The organism is Cupriavidus sp. UYPR2.512 (assembly GCF_000379565.1).
GTDB lineage: Bacteria > Pseudomonadota > Gammaproteobacteria > Burkholderiales > Burkholderiaceae > Cupriavidus.
In genome coordinates this window covers 71,543-90,407 of sequence record NZ_KB903075.1, presented here as the reverse complement: position 1 = coordinate 90,407, position 18,865 = coordinate 71,543, and the positions used below count along the sequence as shown (strand labels likewise).

Genomic DNA, 18,865 nt, shown 5'->3' with positions numbered 1-18,865 from the left:
TGCGATCAGCTATGCCAGGCGCTCGCGCCAGGCCGCCTGCACGCAATATCGGAGGCATGCCAGCGGGCTGAGCCGGTACAATATCGCCCATGTCCGCACCCCGCTTCGTACACCTCCGCCTGCATTCCGAATATTCCATCGTGGACGGCATCGTCCGCCTGGAAGACGCCGTCAAGGCCGCCGCCGCCGATGGCATGGGCGCGCTCGCCCTGACGGATCTTGCCAACGCCTTCGGGCTGATCCGTTACTACAAGGAGGCGCGCGCCGGCGGCGTGAAGCCGGTGGTCGGCGCCGACGTCTGGCTCACCAACGCCGAGGACCGCGACAAGCCGTCGCGCCTGCTGCTGCTGGTGCAGGACCGCCGCGGCTACCTGAACCTGTGCATGCTGCTGTCGCGCGCGTGGCTGGGCAACCAGCACCGCGGCCGCGCCGAGATCGATCCGGCCTGGTTCCTGGAACCCGGCGAAGACGACCTGCCGCTGGCGACCGGCATGATCGCCCTGTCGGGCGCAATGGGTGGCGATATCGGCATGGCGCTGGCTAACGGCAATGCCGACAGTGCGCGCCGCGCGGCACTGCATTGGTCCACGGTATTCGCGCAGCGCTTCTACATCGAACTGCAGCGCGCCGGCAATGCCGGCACCGATGCCTACGTACAGCAGGCCGTGCAGCTGGCGGCGGAACTGCAACTGCCGGTGGTGGCCACGCATCCGGTGCAGTTCATGACGCCGGACGACTACACCGCGCACGAGGCGCGCGTGTGCATCGCCGAGGGCGAGCTGCTGGCCAATCCGCGCCGCACCCGGCGCTTTACCACCGACCAGTACTTCAAGACCCAGGACGAGATGTGCGCGCTGTTCGCGGACATCCCCTCGGCGCTGGAGAACGCGGTCGAAATCGCGCGCCGCTGCAACCTGACGCTGGAGCTGGGCAAGCCGCGCCTGCCGCTGTTCCCGACGCCCGACGGCATGTCGCTGGACGACTACCTCGTCCACATGGCCAAGGACGGCCTGGAGAAGCGCCTGGCGGTGCTGTTCCCCGACGAGGCGGTGCGCGAAGCCAGACGCCCGGAATACTACGCACGGCTGGAGTTCGAGACCGGCACCATCATCAAGATGGGCTTCCCCGGCTACTTCCTGATCGTGGCGGACTTTATCAACTGGGCCAAGAACAACGGCGTGCCGGTGGGACCGGGCCGCGGCTCGGGTGCCGGTTCGCTGGTGGCGTATGCGCTGGGCATTACCGACCTGGATCCGCTCAAGTACGCACTGCTGTTCGAGCGTTTCCTGAACCCGGAACGGGTCTCGATGCCCGACTTCGACATCGACTTCTGCCAGCACGGGCGCGATCGCGTGATCACGTACGTGAAGGAGAAGTACGGCAAGGACGCGGTGTCGCAGATCGCCACCTTCGGCACCATGGCGGCCAAGGCCGCGGTGCGCGACGTGGGGCGCGTGCTCGACCTCGGCTACGGTTTTGTCGACGGCATTGCCAAGCTGATCCCGTTCAAGCCGGGCAAGCTGGTCACCATCGAAGAGGCCAAGAAGGAAGAGCCGCTGCTGACCGAGCGCGAGAGCAACGAGGAAGAAGTGCGCCAGCTGCTGGAACTGGCGCAGCGCGTGGAAGGCATGACGCGCAACGTCGGCATGCACGCCGGCGGCGTGCTGATCGCGCCCGGCAGGCTGACCGATTTCTGCCCGCTGTACACGCAGGGCGCGCAGAACGACGGCATGAGCGGCGTAGTCAGCCAGTACGACAAGGACGACGTCGAGGCCGCGGGCCTGGTCAAGTTCGACTTTCTGGGCCTGACCACGCTGACCATCCTGGACTGGGCCGAGCGCTATATCCGCCGCCTGGACCCCGGCAAGGCCGACTGGAACTGCAGCCATATCCCGCTCGACGACAGCCCCGCCTTCGATATCCTCAAGACCGCCAACACGGTCGCCGTGTTCCAGCTGGAAAGCCGCGGCATGCAGGGCATGCTCAAGGACGCCAAGCCTGACCGCTTCGAGGACATCATCGCGCTGGTGGCGCTCTACCGCCCCGGCCCGATGGACCTGATCCCCAGCTTCTGCGCGCGCAAGCACGGCCGCGAGAAGGTGGAGTACCCGGATCCGCGCGTCGAGCCCGTCCTGAAAGAGACCTACGGCATCATGGTCTACCAGGAGCAGGTGATGCAGATGGCGCAGATCATCGGCGGCTACTCGCTCGGCGGCGCCGACCTGCTGCGCCGCGCCATGGGCAAGAAGAAGCCCGAGGAAATGGCGCAGCACCGCGTGATGTTCCGCGAAGGTGCCGACAAGAACGGACTTTCCGCGCAGCAGGCCGACGACATCTTCGACCTGATGGAGAAGTTCGCGGGCTACGGCTTCAACAAGTCGCACGCGGCGGCCTATGCGCTGCTGGCGTACTACACCGCGTGGCTCAAGGCTCACCACCCGGCCGAATTCATGGCAGCCAACATGTCGCTGGCCATGGATGACACCGACAAGGTCAAGATCCTCTACGAGGACTGCAAGCTCAACAAGCTCGCGGTGCTGCCGCCCGACGTCAACGCCAGCGAATACCGCTTCGCGCCGACCGACGCCAAGACCATCCGCTACGGCCTGGGCGGCATCAAGGGCAGCGGCCAGGGCGCCATTGAAGACATCCTGCGCGCGCGCGAAGAGCGCCCGTTCACCGATCTGTTTGATTTCTGCGAGCGCGTCGACCGCCGCCAGGTCAACCGCCGCACCATGGAGGCCCTGATCCGCGCGGGCGCTTTCGACAGCCTGAACGACAACCGCGCCCAACTGCTGGCATCGGTGCCGATCGCCATGGAGGCCGCCGAGCAGAAGGCCGAGTCCGCCAACCAGGTGTCGCTGTTCGACCTGATGGGCGATGCCGGCGAAGCGCACCGCCCCGAGCTGCTCGACGAGGCGCGCTGGAGCGCCAAGCGCACGCTGCAGGAAGAGAAGCAGGCGCTTGGCTACTACTTCTCCGGCCACCTGTTCGACGCCTACCGCGACGAGGTCCGCCGCTTCAACAAGGGCACGCTGGCCGCGCTGGAAAAGGAAGTGCAGGGCAACGGCGGCGGCTTCGGCCGCGACGTGCGCGGCAAGACCATCGCCGGCGTGATCGCCGGCATCCGCACGCAGATGACCCAGCGCGGCAAGATGCTGATCGTGACGCTGGACGACGGCACCGGGCTGGTCGAGATGACGGTGTTCAACGAGGTCTTCGACGCCAACCGGCAAATGTTCCGCGAGGACGAGTTGTTGATTGCCACGGGGAATGCGCGGCACGATACGTTTACCGGCGGGGTCAGGTTTACGGCGGAGTCGGTGATGGACCTGGTGGCCGCACGCGTCAAGTTTGCCAGTGCCGTGCGGTTGTCGATGAATGGGAATTCGTCGGCCGGGATGTTGCGTGAACTGCTGATGCCGCACCTGGCCCGGGCCAGCGGTGCGCAGGGTCTGCCGGTGCGCATCCACTACCAGTCGGCGGCGGCCTCGTGCGAGGCCATGCTGGGCCCTGACTGGCGTGTGGTGCCGTCGGACGATGCGCTGATGGCCTTGCGGCTGGCGCTGTCGCCGGACAGTGTCAGCACGGTTTACGAATAAGCCACGGAAGCGGCGGCCTCAGGCCGCCTGCCGGGCGGCGCGCGCGCTGGCGGCCAGCGTCAGCAGGGCATCGACATGGGCGTCGATGCCGGGATCGTAGTCCAGCATCGCAATCGGGTTCGCCAGCCGGCCCTTGCCGGCGCGCGCCGAGTCGACCGCGGCGCGAATGGCATGGTCCAGCGTTTCGGCACGTTCGCGTGAAAACGCATGCACGGCCTGCGCCCGGATCACCTCCAGGCAGGCGATATTGTCAGCAAAGACCAGCGGTGTGCCGCACAGCACCGATTCCACGCCGACCAGCCCGAACGGCTCATAGCCTGATGCCAGGATGGTGAAGTCCGCGGCGCGGTAGAGCGCGTCGATCCTGCTGCTGTAGCCCAGTTCACGGACCCGCGCGATGGTGCGCCCGACCGGGCGCCCAGCCACCGCCAGTGTGATCGGCAGGCTGGATTTCGAGAAGTAGTCGGCCAGCAGGTCGAAGCCCTTGCGGGCATGGCCCGACGACGGGAACAGGAAGACGATCTCGTCGTCGCCGAAGCCGAACTCGCGGCGCAGGGCCGCCCGGGTGGCGGCATCGACCGGGGTGAAGCGCTGCGTATCGACCGGCGGGTAGATCAGCTCGACGCGATCTTCGGGGATGCCGTACAGCTCAACTACCTCCCGCTGCATCAAGGCGGAGTGCGCGACCACGCGGTGCGCCCCGGCGTACTGGGCACTCTCAAGTTCGATCTGCCAGTGGTCCGAGCGGCGCGCTGTCGTGCCGCGTGCAGCGAGATAGCCGCGATGGGTGCCGCCGCAGATGGCGATATCGGAGCCGCGCACGCGGTTGCAGCCGATCAGCACTTCATCCGCGGGACGGCGCGCTTGCAGCCGCCACGAGAAGTAGCGGTCGCGCAGCTTGCCGGGCAGCCACGACACCACGATCCGGTGCGGGGCAATGCCGGCCGACTGCGCCATGCCGGCGTCGAAGCGGCGCGCGTAGACCGATACCTCGGTGCCGGCGCGGCCCGCCATTGCCCGGCTGATGTCGAGCGCATAGCGTTCCAGGCCGCCGCCAGCGCCGAAGCGATTGCAGGAGATGCCAACTTTCATCGATGCATGGAATAGAGAGGAGGGGCGGCCGGCGACCTCAACGGGTGACCTCAGGGGCGGCTGCCTTGATATCGGCGTCGGCCTGCAACTGCGCCAGCTTGGCGTACTTGTAGTAGCTTGCCTGCGCATTCATCAGCGCCACGCCGAAGCCTGCGCTGCCGTCCAGGAAGCCGCGTTTGAGCAGATAGGTCCGGATGAAGGCCCACAGGCCGTGGCCCGCGGCGGACGCCACCGAGCTGCGCTTGCCCCGCGCGTAGGCCTGCTGCGCGCCTGCGCTGGAGTAGCTGTCGATCTTGCGCAGCACGTCCGACAGTGTGCGGTAGCTGTAATGGATCAGCGGCTCGCGCAGATGGGTGACCGGATCGTCCACCTTCAGGTGTTCGTGGACCAGGTCATTCGTGAAGCGGCCGCGGCCCTTGCGGAAGACGCGGGTCACATAGTCCGGATACCAGCCTGCGTGGCGCACGAAGGTGCCGCAGAACGCTGACAGGCGCGGCAGCGCAAGCGCGTGGGCGTTGGCGCGCTCCAGCTGGCCCAGGATCTCGTCGCGCAAGGCGGGCGTGACACGTTCATCGGCATCGAGACTCAGGATCCAGTCGCCCGTGGCGGCGTCGACCGCGCGGTTCTTCTGCGGGCCGAACCCGGGCCAGTCGTCGGTCTGGATGACCGTGGCGCCGGCGGCACGCGCAATCGCCACTGTGTCATCCGTGCTGGCCCAATCCACTATAATCGCCTCTTCGCACCAGGACACGCTTTCGAGGCATGGCCCGATATTGTGAGCTTCATTCCTGGTAATGATGACGGCCGAGACTCTCATGGAACATAGGGGAGGCACGCAGGTCGGACAAGACCGGCGGGCCGCCGGAGTCGCCCACGGCGCCAGGCGCTGGATCGAGACCGCGTATTCTACCGCACCGGCGCATGGCGCCCTTCGCGCACCCTGATGCCATCGAGTCGGCTCGCGGGCCGTTTCCTGAAACACAAATTGATGATACGAGCACAATTGTCCCGTTCCGCCGGGATGAAAGAAGTCTCCCTTCTGCCTGCGCGTGCAGCATTGGTCTCTCTCTTCCCGGCTGCAATCCGGGCAAGACCGGACGCACAGGCGCTGGCCGCATGATCGGCGCTTACGTCATCAATCTCGACACCGCGCTGGAACGCCGGGAGCGCATTTCCGGCCAGCTGGCGGGCCTTGGCATCCCGTTCCAGGTGTTCCGGGCCGTGGATGGCCGCGTGCTGGCGGAGGAGGAGGTGGCCAGCAAGTACGATGCCGCCGCGGCCGCCGCGCGCTACCGGCCCATGAGCCGGGGCGAGGTCGGGTGCGGGTTGAGCCACCTTGGGGTGTACCGCAAGATGCTGGACGACGGCGCCGCCTTTGCGCTGGTGCTGGAGGACGATGCTTCGCCTGGCCCCGACCTGGCCACCGTGCTGGCCGACCTGGAGTCGCGCCTGGATCCGGACCGGGCCGAGGTGGTGCTGCTGTCCCATGTCGACAAGTACACCCGCTGGGGTGCCCGCAGGCTCGGCGGCGAACGACGCCTGGTCAGGCGCTACGGCGAATGGTGGCGCGCGCACGGCTACGTGGTGACGCGCGCCGCGGCGCAGCGGCTGCTGGCGGGCTTGCAGCCGATGTGGTGCGCGGCCGACTACTGGTCGGCCTTCGAAAAGCAGGGCCTGGTGTCGGTCAGCGCGGTGGTGCCGTATTGCATCGGCCTGACCGACCTGGCCGAGACCTCGTCGCTCGAAACGCATCGCGCCGACCTGGACGCCACCGACAAGGCTCGCCGCAGCATCGGCTATTATCTGCGCCGCTACGTCTATCAGCGCTTCCTGTTCCAGCTCATCGTCAGGCCCTTCCTTCGGGTAGCCCGGCAGAAGCGGCCGGGCTAGCGCCGGGCCGGCACGCCGCCTCCACACAGAAGACATATCAGTGACCACATCCAAACCGCCCATTTCGCCAGGTGCCGCCGTGCCGTCCAGCATGGCCAGCCGGCTCTGGTCTTACCTGCGCCCTGAACTGCGCATCTTCGTCGGCGCCATCCTTGCCATGGCGGTCGTGGCGGGCAGCGAAGGGGTGATTCCCAAGGTCGTCAACGATCTGCTCGACAAGGGCTTCGGCGGCGATTACGCCGGCACGCTGTGGCATGTCCCCGCCATCCTGACCGGCGTGGCCCTGATCCGCGGCGTGGCGCAGTTTGCCTCGGGCTACCTGCTGAACCTGATCTCGAACCGCGTGCTGCTGAAGATGCGCCTGCAGATGTTCGAGCGCCTGCTGCAGGCGCCGGCGTCGTTCTTCCACCGCAACACGGCGGCTTCGCTGATCAATGCCGTGATCTTCGAGGTCAACCAGGTGCTGCAGATCCTGACCAGCGTCTTTATCACGCTGGTGCGGGACTCGCTGACGGTTGTCGCGCTGCTGATCTACCTCTTCTATACCAACTGGCGCCTGACCCTGATCGTGGCGGTGATCCTGCCGGTGATTGGCTACCTGATGTCGAAGATCAACCGCCGGCTGCGCAAGCTCAACCGCGATCACCAGGCATTTACCAACAACGCTGCCTATGTCGTGGAAGAGGCCGTGGGCGGCTACAAGGTGGTCAAGCTGCACGGCGGCGAAGCCTACGAGATGGGCCGCTTCCGCACCGTGGCCGAGCGGCTCAAGAACTACTCGATGCGCATGGCGGTTGCCGGCGGGCTGAACCAGCCGGTCACGGCCTTCCTGGCCGCGCTGGCGCTGTCGGTGATCATCACCATTGCGATGGTGCAGGCGCAGGCCAACCAGACCACGGTGGGGGGTTTTACCGGCTTTGTGATGGCGATGCTGCTGCTGATCTCGCCGCTCAAGCACCTGACCGACATCAACCAGCCGCTGACGCGCGGCATCACCGCAGCTGAGATGATCTTCCGGCTGATCGATGAACCGATCGAGCCGCAGGACGGTGGCAAGATGCTGGATCGTGCCCGTGGCGAATTGGCCTTCGAGCAAGTCGGCTTCCGCTACGGTGAAGCATCGCGCGCCGCGCTGGAGGGCATTGACCTGCGTGTCAGTCCGGGCGAGGTGGTGGCGCTGGTGGGCCCGTCGGGCAGCGGCAAGACCACGCTGGTCAACCTGGTGCCGCGCTTCTTCGACCCCACTGCCGGGCGCATCCTGCTGGACGGCACGCCGCTGACCGAGTTGTCGCTGAAGGACCTGCGCAACCAGATTGCCTTCGTCAGCCAGGACGTGGTGCTGTTCAACGACACCGTCGCCGCCAATGTGGCATATGGCACGCAATCCGACAGCGAGATCGACATGGCCCGCGTCGAGCGCGCGCTGGCGGCCGCCTACCTGACGGAAACGGTCAAGGGGCTGCCGGAGGGCCTGAACACCAATATCGGCGACAACGGCATGAAGCTGTCCGGTGGCCAGCGCCAGCGGCTGGCGATTGCCCGGGCGCTGTACAAGAACGCACCGATCCTGATCCTGGACGAGGCCACTTCGGCACTGGATTCGGAGTCGGAGCGCCAGGTGCAGGCGGCGCTGGAGGCACTGATGAAGGGCCGGACCACGCTGGTGATTGCGCACCGGTTGTCCACCATCGAGAACGCCGACCGCATCGCCGTGCTGGACCAGGGCCGCGTGGCGGAGCAGGGCACGCATGCGCAGCTGCTGGCGGCCAACGGCCTGTACGCCGGGCTGCACCGGATCCAGTTCGCGACGCAGCGAGGGTAACGGACCTACCAACGACAAAGGCCGGCGCTTGCGCCGGCCTTTGTCGTTTCCATCGTGCTCAGTTTGGCGAGGTGACGGGCGGCTGCACGCCCAGCACTTCATCGATGGCAGCCAGCACCTGATCCCGCCGCGGCACCGCGCCGCCGCCGCCCAGCGAGACCGCGCGGCCCGGCGCATCGACGCCGTACAGGTGGCGCGACGTGGTCGTGAACAGGATCACGGTCGGGCGGCGCAGCGCATCGGCGATATGCACGAAGCCGGTGTCCATGCCAACCACCAGCGATGCCTTGCCTACCATCTGCGCCACGCCGGTGATGCTCAGGCGCGGCATCACTTCGGCGTTGGGCACGCTGGCGGCGATGGTTTCGGCTTCCTTGCGCTCCGCGTCGTTGCCCCAGGGCACCAGCACGCGCAGCCCGCGCGCCGAGATCGCGCTGCCCACGCTGATCCAGTCGGCGACCGGCCACTTCTTTTCTTCGCTCGAGGTGGCATGGAACAGCATCGCGTACGGACCCTTGGCGGCCAGCGCCGGCGTGTCTGCGGGCATCTCCAGGCCGTAGTCCATCTCCCTGGCCAGCTCATAGCCCAAGGCGCGGCTGACGGCGCGGCGCATCCGCTGCCGCGCGCAATCTTCTTCGACAAATGGCTGGAACACACGGTTGTAGGCGAAGCGAGCGCCGCTCTCGCCCAACTCTTGCACGGGGTAGCCATAGCGCTTGCGCGTGCGTGCCAGGAACGTCACGATGGCGCTCTTGTAGACGCCGTGGACGTCCAGCACCGCATCATACTTCTCGCGGCGCAGTTCACGCAGTGCACTGAAGATCGCACGCAAGCCAGCCCAATTGCGCGACTTCTTGAAGCCGCGCAGCGGCGCGGAAATCACACGCTCGATATTCGGATTCCAGCGCGGCACGTCGGCGCAATATTCGTCGGCGATCCAGTCGATCTTGACGCCGGGAAAAGCCCGCTGCAGGTCTGCGACCAGCGGCTGGGTGAACACCATGTCGCCGAGGGAGGTCAGCTTGACGATGAGAATACGTTTCATCAGGAACAGTAGGGCGGGCAGCATGCCCGCCTGGTTCGGAAGGTGCGTAGTATGCCTTATCCATCGGACATGTGTCCGTGCGATGCGTGGGCGACATGGCGCCCGCCACGCACGAGCCGATCCGTTAGTATCTGCATCAGAAGCTCACGATCGATGAAGCATATCCAACCGGAGACCACCATGTCCGACACGGCATTCCCCATCAGCCGCTACCCCATCCCCGCGCTGACCGATCTCCCCGACGACATCCGCGCCCGCATCCTGGAGGTCCAGGAAAAAGCCGGCTTCGTCCCCAACGTCTTCCTGGCGCTGGCGCACCGACCCGACGAGTTCCGCGCGTTCTTCTCCTACCACGACGCGCTCATGCTCAAGGACGGCGGCCTGACCAAGGGCGAGCGCGAGATGATCGTAGTGGCGACCTCCGGTGCCAACCAGTGCCTGTACTGCGTGGTAGCGCATGGCGCGATCCTGCGCATCTATGAGAAGAAGCCGCTGGTGGCGGACCAGGTGGCGGTGAACTACCTGAAGGCGGATATTGCGCCGCGCCAGCGCGCGATGCTCGACTTTGCGATGAAGGTGTGCAAGGCGTCGCATGAAGTGGGCGATGCCGACTTTGCTGCGCTGCGCGAGCACGGTTTTTCCGAGGAGGATGCCTGGGATATTGCCGCCATCACGGCGTTCTTCGGCCTGTCGAACCGGATGGCGAACACGATCAGCATGCGCCCGAACGACGAGTTCTACCTGATGGGCCGGGTGCCAAAGGCCAGGTAAAGGTAACGCCGGCGATCGGGGTCAGCGCACTTCGGCGCAGGCTCCGCTCTTCGGATCGAACAGCACCGGCCACGCCTGCTCGTAGATGCCGGGCGTGCAGTGCTTCTCGCAGCGGGCATGGGCCAGCGTCACGCGGCGCGGGTCCTGCCACACCAGCAGCTTGCACTGGCTGCCGTCGATGGCCTGCAGTTCGATGTGCGGGGTCTCGCGGACCTGGCGGAACTCGGCCAGGTTGAATTCGCAACTGCCGCGCCGCGATACCCACAGCTTCCACTTGAGCGCACGCACTTCGTTGGCCTTGACGTCCATCAGCGCGTCTTCGCGGAAGCCGTCTTCCTCGGTGCGCTTGCAGGCGGCGGCAATGTTGATGGTCTTGTTCGCGATCGGGGTGGCGCGCTCCTTGGGCGCGGCGGCAGCTTCGCCCTTCGCCTCGGGCGGCGGTACGGGCGCGCGCTGGGCGATCGGCAATGGCGCGCACGCCACCGACAACAGAACGGCCAGCAGACAGGCCCCATGGTTCGTGGCGTTCATGCCGGACTCCTTGCTTGCCGACCGGGCCGCGCCTCGCATCGGGGCGGCAAGCCGGGCGCGGCATCCGTGCGGATGCCGCTGACTACCTTGGCTTAGTTATAGCGGATGGCAAACGGAATTGGAGTAGGACCATCCCCGAGTCCGTAAGGAGGCGGACGCAGGCGGACAGGCGCAGGCGCCGCAACGTGGTTACGTTCGTAAACAGCTTGATACACAGATGCGGGATTTGGCGTGCTAGCCTTCCTCAACCATCGCTTGCCGCCCCCAAAAATGAAGCCCCGCGTCTTTGTTTCCCTAGTTGTATTGCCCGTGCTCCTTGGCACCATCTCCGCCGCCGCCCATGCCGACGACTGGGACGACGATCACCACTACGCGCGCCGGTACAAGGGCGGCGACTACAAGGAAGAGTTCTGGGTCGGCAACTGCAAGATCAAGCGCAAGTGGAAAGACAACGGCGAGTACAAGGAAGAGCGCAAGTGCAAGGACCGGCCGGTCGTGTACCAGCCGCCGCCGGCTGTGTATTACCAGCCCGAACCCGCCTTCGTGGTGAGTCCGCAAGTCGTGATCCGGCCCTAGCCCGGCCAGAATGCAGAAAGGCCCGCCAGTGAGCGGGCCTTTCCATGCCTGCGCCGGCATCTTCACATCAGGATGATGTCGTATTGCTCCTGGTGGAACGTCGATTCCACCTGCAGCGAAATCGGCTTGCCGATGAAGTCGCCAAGCATCGCCAGATGCTGGCTTTCTTCTTCCAGGAACAGGTCGATCACTTCCTGCGAGGCCAGGATGCGGAATTCGCGCGGGTTGAACTGGCGCGATTCGCGCATGATCTCGCGCAGGATGTCGTAGCAGGCCGTGCGCGGCGTCTTGACCTGGCCCTTGCCCTGGCAGACCGGGCATTGCTCGCACAGCACATGCGCCAGCGACTCGCGCGTGCGCTTGCGCGTCATCTCTACCAGGCCCAGTTGCGAGAAGCTGTTGACCGTGATGCGGGTGCGGTCACGTGCGAGCGCTCGCTTCAGCTCGGACAGCACCGCGTCGCGGTGCTCGGCGTTCTCCATATCGATAAAGTCGATGATGATGATGCCGCCGAGGTTGCGCAGGCGCAGCTGCCGCGCGATGGTGTGGGCCGCCTCAAGGTTGGTCTTGAAGATGGTGTCGTCGAAATTGCGCGCGCCCACGTAGCCGCCGGTGTTGACGTCGATGGTCGTCATCGCCTCGGTCTGGTCGATCATCAGGTAGCCGCCCGACTTCAGGTCAACCCGGCGCGACAGCGCCTTCTCGATCTCGGCGTCGATATTGAACAGGTCGAAGATCGGGCGCTCGCCGGTGTAGTGCGACAGTCGCGGCAGCACCGCCGGGGTGTATTCCTTGGCGAACTCCAGCAGCATCTGGTAGTTCTCGCGCGAGTCGATCTGGATCACGCCGGTGGCGTCGTTGATAAAGTCGCGCAGCACGCGCTGGGCCAGATTCAGGTCCTGGTAGAGCAGGCTGGGCGCGGGCTGGGTGGTGGCGTTCTGCCGGATCGCGCCCCAGATCTTGCGCAGGTAGGCGATATCGTTGCCGAGTTCCTCGTCGGTCGCTTCCTCGGCGATGGTGCGCACGATAAAGCCGCCGCGCTCGTCCGCGGGCACCAGGCCCTGTACTCGGTTGCGCAGCGCCTCGCGGTCCACTTCGCCTTCGATGCGCTGCGAGATGCCGATATGCGGATCCTGCGGCAGGTAGACAAGCGTGCGCCCGGCGATGCTCACTTGCGTCGACAGCCGCGCCCCCTTGGTGCCGATCGGATCCTTGATCACCTGCACCATCAGCGCCTGGCCCTCGAACAGGGTTTTCTCGATGGCCAGCTGCGGGGTGGAATTGTTGCGGTCGGCATCGCGCGGATGCCAGATGTCGGCCACGTGCAGGAAGGCGGCGCGTTCCAGGCCGATGTCGATAAAGGCCGATTGCATGCCGGGCAGCACGCGCACCACCTTGCCCAGGTAGATATTGCCGACCAGCCCGCGCGTCAGCGTGCGTTCGACATGCAGTTCCTGCACGGCGGCCTGCTGCACGATGGCGACGCGGGTCTCTTGGGGCGTGATGTTGACGAGGATGTCTTCAGTCATAGCGGGTGAAACGCGTCGCCGGTGGCCCGGCTGTATAGGGTGGCCCGGCGCGGGGGCCGGGTCTTGTCTGGGCACGGAGGGCGCTGCTCAGAACTGCAGGCGGGCCTGGCGAAGTAACGCCGCCGTCTCAAACAAGGGCAAGCCCATGATACCTGAATAGCTGCCCGCGATCCGCTCCACGAACTCGGCCGCGCGGCCCTGGATGCCGTAGGCACCGGCCTTGCCGAGCGGCTCGCCGCTGGCGACGTAGCGCTCGATCTCGGCGGGCTGCATCGGGCGGAAGGTGACTTCGGAGATCGACAGCGCATGCCGCATGCCTGTGGTCGACACGATCGTCACTGCGGTCAGGACGCGGTGGGTGCTGCCCGAGAGCGCGCCCAGCATGGCCGCGGCATCGGCGCCGTCGGCGGGTTTGCCCAGGATGCGGCCGCCCAGGCAGACCGTGGTGTCGGAGGTCAGCACCGGCGCATCGGGCAGCGCGCGGCGTTCGCGGCGGCGCAGCGCGGCTTCGGCCTTCAGCGCGCAGACGCGCTGGACGTAGTCGTCGGGGGTTTCGCCGGGCTGGACGGCCTCAAGCGCTTCGGCATCCTCGTCGTCATCAGCCAGCAGCAGTTCGTAGCGCACGCCGAGCTGGGTCAACAGCTCGCGGCGGCGCGGGCTCTGCGAGGCGAGGTAAAGATAGTCGTGCAGGGTGTCGGGCATCGCGGCGGAGGGGCCTTCCGGCGATAGCCGGGATCAGGCCCGATGATAGGGGTGGTTCTGCGTGACGGACCAGGCGCGGTACAGCTGCTCGGCCAGCAGCACGCGCACCATGCCGTGCGGCAGGGTCAGGCTGGACAGCCGGATCAGGGTGCTGGCGCGGGCTTTCAGGGCCGGGTCGAGCCCGTCGGCGCCGCCGATCAGGAAGGCCACGTCGCCGCCCTCGCGCTGCCAGTCGGTCAGCTGCGCGGCCAGTTGCACAGTGGTGAAGTCGCGCCCGCGCTCATCCAGCGCGACGATGCGGCACTGCTTCGACAGCGAGCCCAGCACCGCCTCGATGCGCGCAGCTTCGCGCTGCATCACGGTGGCGGCGTTGTTGCTGGACGAGCGGGTTTCGGGCTTGACCTCGCGCAGTTCGATGCGCAGCTCGGGCGGCATGCGCTTGGCGTACTCGCTGAAGCCGGTTTCGATCCAGCCGGGCATCTTGTGGCCGACGGCCACGATCACCAGTTGCATGGGGCTGAGGATGGGTCATGCGGCGCGGCCGCCTGGCGGCCGCGCAGCGGGGCTCAGGCCGAGCGGGTGGTGCGCTTGCGCGCGGCCGGCTTGGCCGCTGCGGTCTTGCTGGCAGCGGTCTTGCTCGGGGCCTTCTTCGCCGCGGTCTTGGTTGCAGCCTTGCGCGCGGTGGTGCCGGCAGCGGTCTTGCGCGGCGCGGCGGCACGGGTGCCGGCGGTCTTGGTGGCTGCCGTCTTGGTGGCGGTCTTGGTGGCGGTCTTGCGGGCCGGCTTGCGGATGGTGGCGATGGCGTCCGCGTCGGTGTCCTCATGGCCCATCGGCGGCGACGGCTCCTTCATGCCTTCGGGCAGGCGGGCCAGCGCGGGGCGCAGGTTGCTGGCGCGGCGCACGGTGCGCACCGGGGCTTCATCCTCGTCCTCGTCCATCGGCTCGCTGGCCTTGGCCAGGCCACGGCCGCCGGTGGCCAGCTTCATGCGCACCGGCTTGTCGCCCCAGATCTCTTCCAGGTTGTAGTACAGGCGCAACTGCGGCTGCAGGATGTGGACCACGGCGTCGCCGCAGTCGACCAGCACCCATTCGCCGGTTTCCAGGCCCTCGACCGCCACGATATGGCCGCCGGCTCCCTTCACCGTATCCCGCACCGACGCTGCCAGCGCCTTGGTCTGGCGGTTGGATGTCCCGCTGGCAATCACCACCCGGTCGAACAGTTCGGTCAGGTGGCTGGTGTCGTACACCTTGATGTCCTGCGCTTTGACATCCTCGAGGCCGTCGACGATGGCGCGTTGCAGTTTACGAATATCCATGGTGTCTTCTTGTTCAGCTGAGATCGGTTGGGGGTGGGCGCCGGGATTGGTACAACCAACCCCGGTCATGCCCTGGCCGGGGCGTTGCGGTACAGCCCGTGGTTGGCAATGTAGTGTGCCACGCCGGGCGGCAGTTGGTCATCTGCCGGCTGGCCGGCTGCCAGCCGCTGGCGCAGGTGGGTGGAAGACAGGTCGACGGCGAGCGTCTGGTCAATCCACATCCGGCCGGAGGGCGTGCATTGTATCAGGTGCGTGTCAGCCTGGCGCTCGGCCAGTGCCGCCAGCACCGGCCCCTCCAGTGCCGCCAGCGCAAAGCGCGGCCGCGTGGCGGTGCACAGGTGCACGTGTTCGAACAGTGCCTGCCAGCCGTGCCAGGTGTGCAGGCGCAGCAGCTGGTCGGCGCCCATCAGCCAGCACAGCGAGGCTTCGGGGCCGTATTCGGCGCGCAGCTGGCGTACGGTGTCGATGGTGTAGCTGGGACCGGCGCGGTCCACTTCCATGCGGCTCACGCGGACTTTGGCGCCGCTGTCGCCAAGCGCCGCGGCGGCCAGTCCGGTCATGGCCAGGCGATCGGCGGCAGGGGTCACGTCGTCGCCTTTTTGCCACGACTGGCCGGTGGGAATCCACACCAGCTCATCCAGCCCAAGGTGTTCGATGCACAGCCGCGCCAGTGCCAGGTGGCCGACATGGGGTGGGTCGAAAGTGCCGCCAAGGATACCCAGGCGATAGGGGCGGGCGGACGGTTGCGGCGGTTCTCCCGCGTCGGCGGCGGGCTTGCGGCGTTGCGCTGGATTGGCCATAGGTCAGGCGTCAGGCCCAGTCGCGCGCCGGCAGGAAATCGGTGTACAGCGCCGCTTCGGGGCTGCCCGGTTCCGGTTGCCAGTCATAGCGCCAGGTCACCAGCGGCGGCATCGACATCAGGATGGATTCGGCGCGTCCGCCCGATTGCAGGCCGAACAGCGTGCCGCGGTCGAACACGAGGTTGAATTCGACGTAGCGCCCGCGCCGGTAGGCCTGGAAGCCGCGCTCGCGCTCGCCGTAGGGCGTGTCCTTGCGCGCCTGCAGGATCGGCAGGTAGGCCGCCAGGAAGGCGTCGCCGACCGATTGCATCATCGCAAAGCTGCGCTCGAAGCCCAGCGCGGAAAAGTCATCGAAGAAGATCCCGCCCACGCCGCGCGCCTCGTTGCGGTGGCGCAGGAAGAAATACTCGTCGCACCACTGCTTGAAGCGCGGGTACAGGTCGTCGCCATAGGGGGCCAGCGCCTGCTGGCAGGTGCGGTGGAAGTGGGTGCAGTCGCCGGCGTCGCCGTAGTAGGGCGTCAGGTCCATGCCGCCGCCGAACCACCATACCGGCTCGGCCCCGGGCTTGACCGCCAGGAAGCAGCGCACGTTCATGTGGACCGTGGGCACATAGGGATTGCGCGGGTGGAACACCAGCGACACGCCCATGGCCTCGAAGCTGCGCCCGGCCAGCTCCGGCCGGTTGGCCGTGGCCGACGGCGGCAGGGTGTCGCCGCTGACGTGCGAGAAGCCCACGCCGGCGCGCTCCATCACCGCGCCGCCTTCCAGGATGCGGGTGCGGCCGCTGCCGCGCAGGCGGTCGGTGGGCGGTTTCTCCCAGGCGTCGGTCAGGAACGGCTGGCCGTCGATGGCACCGATGGCATCGGTGATGCGGTCTTGCAGACCGAGCAGATAGGCACGGACTGCCTGGGAATCGATCATGATTGGCGGAATGCGGGTGGACCCGGCTGTGGGCGTCCGGCAGCCGTGCTGGCTGCCGGGTGCTTCACAATGTTGTCACGATTGTACTGGCTGAGGCCGTTCGCCGTGACGGTTCAGCGCTTGATGGCGCGGTAGCCGATGTCGGTCCGGTACTGCATGCCGTCGAAGCGGATCTGCTCGACCGCGGCATAGGCGGCGCGCTGCGCTGCCTTGACGGTGTCGGCCAGGCCCACCACGCACAGCACGCGCCCGCCCGAGGTCAGCAGGGTGCCGTCCTTGAGGGTGGTGCCGGCGTGGAAGGTCACGCTGTCGTCGGTTTCCGCCGGGATGCCGGTGATGGCATCACCCTTGCGCGGGCTGTCGGGATAGCCGTAGGCGGCCATCACCACGCCCAGCGCGGTGCGGCGGTCCCAGTCCAGTTCGATGCTGTCGAGCTTGCCATTGACGGCGTGCTCCATCACATCGACCAGGTCGGTCTTCAGGCGCGCCAGGATCGGCTGGGTTTCGGGGTCGCCCATGCGGCAGTTGAATTCCAGCGTCTTCAGGTTGCCATCCTTGTCGATCATCAGGCCGGCGTACAGGAAGCCGGTGTACGGGATGCCGTCCTTTTCCATGCCGCGCACGGTCGGCAGGATGATCTCGCGCAGCGCGCGCGCATGCAGCGCGGGCGTGACCACCGGGGCGGGGGAATACGCGCCCATGCCGCCGGTGTTGGGGCCGGCGTCAGCGTCCAGCAGGCGCTTGTGGTCCTGGCTGGTGGCCAGCGCCAGCACGTTCTTGCCGTCGACCAGCACGATAAAGCTGGCTTCCTCGCCGTCCAGGAACTCTTCGATCACCACGCGCGCGCCGGCATCGCCGAGCTTGTTGTCGGCCAGCATCATGTCGACCGCGGTGTGCGCTTCTTCCAGCGACATCGCCACTACCACGCCCTTGCCCGCGGCCAGGCCGTCGGCCTTGATCACGATCGGCGCGCCCTGGGCGTCGATGTAGGCGTGCGCCTGGGTGGCGTCGGAGAAGGTCTGGTAAGCGGCGGTCGGGATGCCGTGGCGCTCCATGAACGCCTTGGCGAAGTCCTTGGATGATTCCAGCTGCGCGGCAGCCTGGGTGGGCCCGAAGATGCGCAGGCCCTTGGCGCGGAAGATATCGACGATGCCTGCGGCCAGCGGGGCCTCGGGGCCGACCACGGTGAAGGCCACGCCCTCGCGCTCGGCAAAGGCGGCGATGACCTCGGGATCGGTCAGCGGAACATTCTGCAGGCGCTTGTCGAGCGCGGTCCCGCCGTTGCCTGGCGCGACGTACACCACCTGCACCTTGGGGGACTGGGCCAATTTCCAGGCCAGCGCGTGTTCACGTCCACCCGAGCCGACAACCAATACTTTCATGATCCACTGCCAGAAAAGAAACGCATGCAAAAAGGCGGCAGCTTGGGTCTTTGGAGCCGGGCTGCCGCCGTTGGGGCTTGTTACTGTTTTAGTCTTCGATCACCGCGTTGGTGAAGACTTCCTGCACGTCGTCCAGGTTTTCCAGGGCGTCGAGCAGTTTCTGCATCTTGACCGCGTCATCGCCGCTGAAGCTGACTTCGTTCTGCGGCTTCATCACCACGTCGGCCACTTCCGCCTTGAAGCCGGCGGCTTCCAGCGCGGCCTTGACCGCCGAAAAATCGTTGGGCGGGCAGGTGACTTCGATCGAGCCGTCGTCGTTGGTGACGACATCGTCGGCGCCGGCTTCCAGCGCGGCTTCCATCAGCTTGTCTTCCGGCGTGCCGGGGGCATACAGGAACTGGCCGCAGTGGGTGAACATGAACGCCACCGAACCCTCGTTGCCCATGTTGCCGCCGTGCTTGGAGAACGCGTGGCGCACTTCGGCCACGGTGCGGGTGCGGTTGTCGGTCAGGCAGTCGACGATGATCGCCGCGCCGGCCAGGCCGTAGCCCTCGTAGCGGATTTCTTCGTAGTTGGCGCCTTCCATGCCGCCCACGCCGCGCTGGATGGCGCGCTGGATGTTGTCCTTGGGCATGTTCGCGTCCATGGCCTTGTCGATCGACAGGCGCAGGCGCGGGTTGGAGTCGACATCGCCGCCGCCAAGCTTGGCGGCAACGGTGATTTCCTTGATCAGGCGGGTCCAGATCTTGCCGCGCTTGGCGTCAGCGGCGGCCTTCTTGTGTTTGATATTGGCCCATTTCGAGTGACCGGCCATGATTCTCTCCGAAGCGGAATGCGGTGATCTGCGGTGATGTTGTGCGGGGTCGCCATGCACGCCGTGGCGGG

Annotated in this window: 17 protein-coding genes; 5 read left to right on the top strand and 12 right to left on the bottom strand. The window is 66.7% G+C overall.

The features are described 5' to 3' along the window. Nucleotides 1-89 precede the first annotated feature (89 nt). Entirely contained in the window at nt 90-3,602 is a 3,513-nt protein-coding gene (dnaE, locus tag A3A5_RS0120550) for a DNA polymerase III subunit alpha (protein ID WP_018312406.1), read from the top strand. Between the two features lie 18 nt (nt 3,603-3,620). Here the strand turns inward: dnaE and A3A5_RS0120545 are convergent, their stop codons facing one another. Together A3A5_RS0120545 and A3A5_RS0120540 are read right to left on the bottom strand one after the other, a co-directional pair. Further along, complete coding sequence (locus tag A3A5_RS0120545) at nt 3,621-4,694, bottom strand: glycosyltransferase family 4 protein (RefSeq protein ID WP_018312405.1); 1,074 nt, start codon at nt 4,692-4,694, stop codon at nt 3,621-3,623. Nucleotides 4,695-4,731: 37 nt separating this feature from the next. After that, entirely contained in the window at nt 4,732-5,511 is a 780-nt protein-coding gene (locus A3A5_RS0120540; protein WP_026200953.1) for a glycosyltransferase family 2 protein, read from the bottom strand. A gap of 299 nt (nt 5,512-5,810) precedes the next feature. Between A3A5_RS0120540 and A3A5_RS0120535 the strand changes: the two genes are divergently transcribed. Both A3A5_RS0120535 and msbA read left to right on the top strand, forming a co-directional pair. Next, nucleotides 5,811-6,584 (top strand): glycosyltransferase family 25 protein, encoded by a 774-nt coding sequence (locus tag A3A5_RS0120535; protein ID WP_018312403.1) that lies wholly within the window; start codon nt 5,811-5,813, stop codon nt 6,582-6,584. A 91-nt stretch (nt 6,585-6,675) separates the two neighbouring features. Next, the gene (msbA, locus tag A3A5_RS0120530) at nt 6,676-8,406 is read left to right on the top strand and encodes a lipid A export permease/ATP-binding protein MsbA (protein WP_018312402.1); all 1,731 of its coding nucleotides are present in this window, start codon (nt 6,676-6,678) and stop codon (nt 8,404-8,406) included. A 58-nt stretch (nt 8,407-8,464) separates the two neighbouring features. Here msbA and waaC read toward each other — a convergent pair whose 3' ends face one another. Further along, on the bottom strand, nt 8,465-9,451 hold the full coding sequence (gene waaC / locus A3A5_RS0120525) for a lipopolysaccharide heptosyltransferase I (protein WP_026200951.1): 987 nt from the start codon (nt 9,449-9,451) through the stop codon (nt 8,465-8,467). A 180-nt stretch (nt 9,452-9,631) separates the two neighbouring features. Between waaC and A3A5_RS0120520 the strand changes: the two genes are divergently transcribed. Continuing rightward, a complete protein-coding gene (locus tag A3A5_RS0120520) occupies nt 9,632-10,222 on the top strand; it encodes a peroxidase-related enzyme (protein ID WP_026200950.1) in 591 nt (196 codons plus the stop codon). A gap of 21 nt (nt 10,223-10,243) precedes the next feature. Here the strand turns inward: A3A5_RS0120520 and A3A5_RS0120515 are convergent, their stop codons facing one another. Continuing rightward, nucleotides 10,244-10,753, bottom strand: coding sequence for a hypothetical protein (locus A3A5_RS0120515; RefSeq protein WP_018312399.1), 510 nt, complete (start codon nt 10,751-10,753; stop codon nt 10,244-10,246). Nucleotides 10,754-11,023: 270 nt separating this feature from the next. Between A3A5_RS0120515 and A3A5_RS0120510 the strand changes: the two genes are divergently transcribed. Next, nucleotides 11,024-11,329 carry a hypothetical protein gene (locus tag A3A5_RS0120510; RefSeq protein ID WP_026200949.1) on the top strand — a complete coding sequence of 102 codons (306 nt, stop codon included), beginning with the start codon at nt 11,024-11,026 and terminating at the stop codon, nt 11,327-11,329. Between the two features lie 62 nt (nt 11,330-11,391). Here the strand turns inward: A3A5_RS0120510 and rng are convergent, their stop codons facing one another. The 8 genes from rng to A3A5_RS0120470 form a co-directional block, all read right to left on the bottom strand. Further along, on the bottom strand, nt 11,392-12,858 hold the full coding sequence (rng, locus tag A3A5_RS0120505) for a ribonuclease G (protein WP_018312397.1): 1,467 nt from the start codon (nt 12,856-12,858) through the stop codon (nt 11,392-11,394). An 87-nt stretch (nt 12,859-12,945) separates the two neighbouring features. After that, on the bottom strand, nt 12,946-13,560 hold the full coding sequence (locus tag A3A5_RS0120500; protein ID WP_018312396.1) for a nucleoside triphosphate pyrophosphatase: 615 nt from the start codon (nt 13,558-13,560) through the stop codon (nt 12,946-12,948). Between the two features lie 33 nt (nt 13,561-13,593). Then, complete coding sequence (rlmH, locus tag A3A5_RS0120495) at nt 13,594-14,073, bottom strand: 23S rRNA (pseudouridine(1915)-N(3))-methyltransferase RlmH (RefSeq protein ID WP_011614787.1); 480 nt, start codon at nt 14,071-14,073, stop codon at nt 13,594-13,596. 53 nt (nt 14,074-14,126) lie between these two features. Further along, nucleotides 14,127-14,876, bottom strand: a complete 750-nt coding sequence (rsfS, locus tag A3A5_RS0120490) for a ribosome silencing factor (RefSeq protein ID WP_018312395.1) — start codon at nt 14,874-14,876, stop codon at nt 14,127-14,129. 65 nt (nt 14,877-14,941) lie between these two features. Next, nucleotides 14,942-15,676 carry a nicotinate-nucleotide adenylyltransferase gene (locus A3A5_RS0120485; RefSeq protein WP_018312394.1) on the bottom strand — a complete coding sequence of 245 codons (735 nt, stop codon included), beginning with the start codon at nt 15,674-15,676 and terminating at the stop codon, nt 14,942-14,944. Between the two features lie 10 nt (nt 15,677-15,686). After that, nucleotides 15,687-16,598, bottom strand: coding sequence for an oxygen-dependent coproporphyrinogen oxidase (gene hemF, locus A3A5_RS0120480; RefSeq protein WP_018312393.1), 912 nt, complete (start codon nt 16,596-16,598; stop codon nt 15,687-15,689). A gap of 113 nt (nt 16,599-16,711) precedes the next feature. Further along, nucleotides 16,712-17,980 carry a phosphoribosylamine--glycine ligase gene (gene purD, locus A3A5_RS0120475; protein ID WP_010812906.1) on the bottom strand — a complete coding sequence of 423 codons (1,269 nt, stop codon included), beginning with the start codon at nt 17,978-17,980 and terminating at the stop codon, nt 16,712-16,714. An 88-nt stretch (nt 17,981-18,068) separates the two neighbouring features. After that, a complete protein-coding gene (locus A3A5_RS0120470) occupies nt 18,069-18,794 on the bottom strand; it encodes a YebC/PmpR family DNA-binding transcriptional regulator (RefSeq protein ID WP_018312391.1) in 726 nt (241 codons plus the stop codon). Between the last annotated feature and the right edge of the window lie 71 nt (nt 18,795-18,865).